Here is a 2,033-nt window from a genome sequence, read left to right as displayed (position 1 = left end):
TCGATCCCAGGCGCCCATCACCCGCGCGTGGCGCAACTGCAGGTTCTCGGCGAGATCGAGGATGGTTTTCCCGTCCGTCAGCGCTGCGAAGGCCTCTTCTGCGGACAGGCTGGTCGGCCCGGCGGCGCTGGCGGATGCAGCCCAGGCGGCCGAAACCCGGCGACCGATGATCCGTTCGCCTCCGTCGGTCTGCAACCGGTAGACGCGCGTGGACTTGGCAGGCAGGTGTTTCCGGATCGGCAGCAGGAGGCCGGTCACCATGTGCAGTTCGGCCTCGGAGAACTCCGGCACCTCCGCGACCTCGGAACACCAGGCCTTGCGGAAGGGGACAGGATCGGCGGCGACCCAGGCGGTTTCGGCCATCCGGTCAACCGCGATATTGACCCTCTCCATCGGCCAGATCAGGCGGATCCGGCGGATGATCTCGCCGTCATCAAGCATGATGCTGGTCGCAGGGATCTCGACCACCGCCCGTCCGAGCGTTCGTTGATCAGCAGCTTCGCCTTTGGCTCCTGCTCCAGCCAGGAGCGCGCGTCCTTGACGGGGGTGGGATGGTTGCGCTCGCGCTGCCGGAGGGTGAGCAGCCGGGTCTCGGCCCCCGTGCGCGGATGGGTATGGATCACCTGCCGGTCCATGACCGCAAAGCTCTCGGCCCGCAGGATTTCCAAGCCCATGTCATAGGTGCCCGCGACGACGGCGCCGTCGATCTTTGCGGCGAGAAGCTGCTCGAAGGCGGTGAACAGGATCCCCTGCATCCCGATGATCAGCGCCAGCAGGGGGTTGAGCCAGGTCGTGATGGGCGGCAGATCATCCTTGAGGCCGGTGTCGTCGGTGAGTGTCAGCCGCCACTTGCGAACCATGGCCGGATAGCCATTGAAGATCTGGCCGCTGGCCATGTCTTGGGTTACACGGGTTCCAGCCACGCTTTGCCGCAGCCAGAGACCTCCTGCATCCGAGACGCCATGCTGCACGCGAATACCCGGCTTGATCATCCTCACGGCGCCGCTGCCATGTTCCGCTTTGCGGCGGATCATCCAGAATACATCACGGGATTGGAAACCGGTCGCTGGCGGATGCAATTGCCGCTGGGCAGCTTCGAGGTGCGGCGGGACGGAGAGGCGCTTTTCGTCGCGGCTGCGGGGATCAACCCCATCGGCCTCAGCTATATGAAGCTGATCTTCGTGGATCATATTCGCGAATATCTGGCAGAGGACGTTGAGCTTGACTGGAAGGGCGATGGCCAGTCCCACGGCACTCCGCCCTTCTTCCGCGAGGCGCGCGTCACGGCCTCGCGCCGTCTGACCCCCTCGATGCAGCGGGTGACCTTCGCTGTTCCAGACCTGGAAGACCTGCCGCTGGAGGAGCTTCACGTCCGTCTGCTGCTACCCCCAAAAGATCGCCCCGCAAACTTGCCGCCGGTCTGGCCAATACTCACCGCCAGCGGCGCTCTAAGCTTCCCGACCGGAGCGGATGCCGTGCTGGCGCGCGTCTATACCATCCGCCATGTCGATCTGGCGCGGGGCGAGGTCGATATCGACTTCGTGCTCCATCCCACCGCTGAGAGATCGGCCGGTGGCTGGGCTGCGACGTGCCGCCCAGGCGATGTGGCGGGTCTGCTGGGTCCGGGCGGCGGGGCGATCCCCCAGGCGTCACGGGTGCTGTTGCTGGGGGACGAGACGGCGCTGCCAGCCATCGCCCGGATGCTGGAGGCTGCGTCGCCGGACAGCAGGTGCGAGGCGATCATCGAGGTGGACGGTCCCGAGGACGAACAGGTTCTGACCGGCCCGGTGGAGTGGCTGCATCGGCGTGGCGCCGCGCCCGGCACAACGCGGCTGCTGGTCGAGGCGCTTGCCCGGCGGCAGCCGTCCGGCGATCTTTATGTCTGGGCCGGATGCGAGTTCGACGCATTCCGCGACATCCGCCGTCACGTCCGTTCGATCTGGAAGATGCCGCGCGACCGGCACATGGTTGCAGCCTATTGGCGGCGCGGCATGGCTGGGGAAATGGCGGAGGAGCCGCATCACAGTTCGGCC

The 2,033-nt window shown here is 66.4% G+C and carries 1 protein-coding gene and 1 pseudogene; one reads left to right on the top strand and one right to left on the bottom strand.

Going from position 1 to position 2,033, the window contains the following annotated elements; genetic code table 11:
- Positions 1–821, bottom strand: a pseudogene (locus tag AAIL68_RS17360) (strawberry notch C-terminal domain-containing protein); the annotation flags it as partial.
- A 141-nt stretch (positions 822–962) separates the two neighbouring features.
- Between AAIL68_RS17360 and AAIL68_RS17355 the strand changes: the two are divergent.
- On the top strand, positions 963–2,033 hold a 1,071-nt coding region (locus tag AAIL68_RS17355; RefSeq protein WP_347141040.1), incomplete at its 3' end, for a siderophore-interacting protein.

It is taken from the genome of Paracoccus sp. SSK6, assembly GCF_039770665.1.
Taxonomy (GTDB): domain Bacteria; phylum Pseudomonadota; class Alphaproteobacteria; order Rhodobacterales; family Rhodobacteraceae; genus Paracoccus.
Note: the sequence above shows the minus strand (reverse complement) of the source record. Positions and strands in the feature narration are given on the sequence as shown.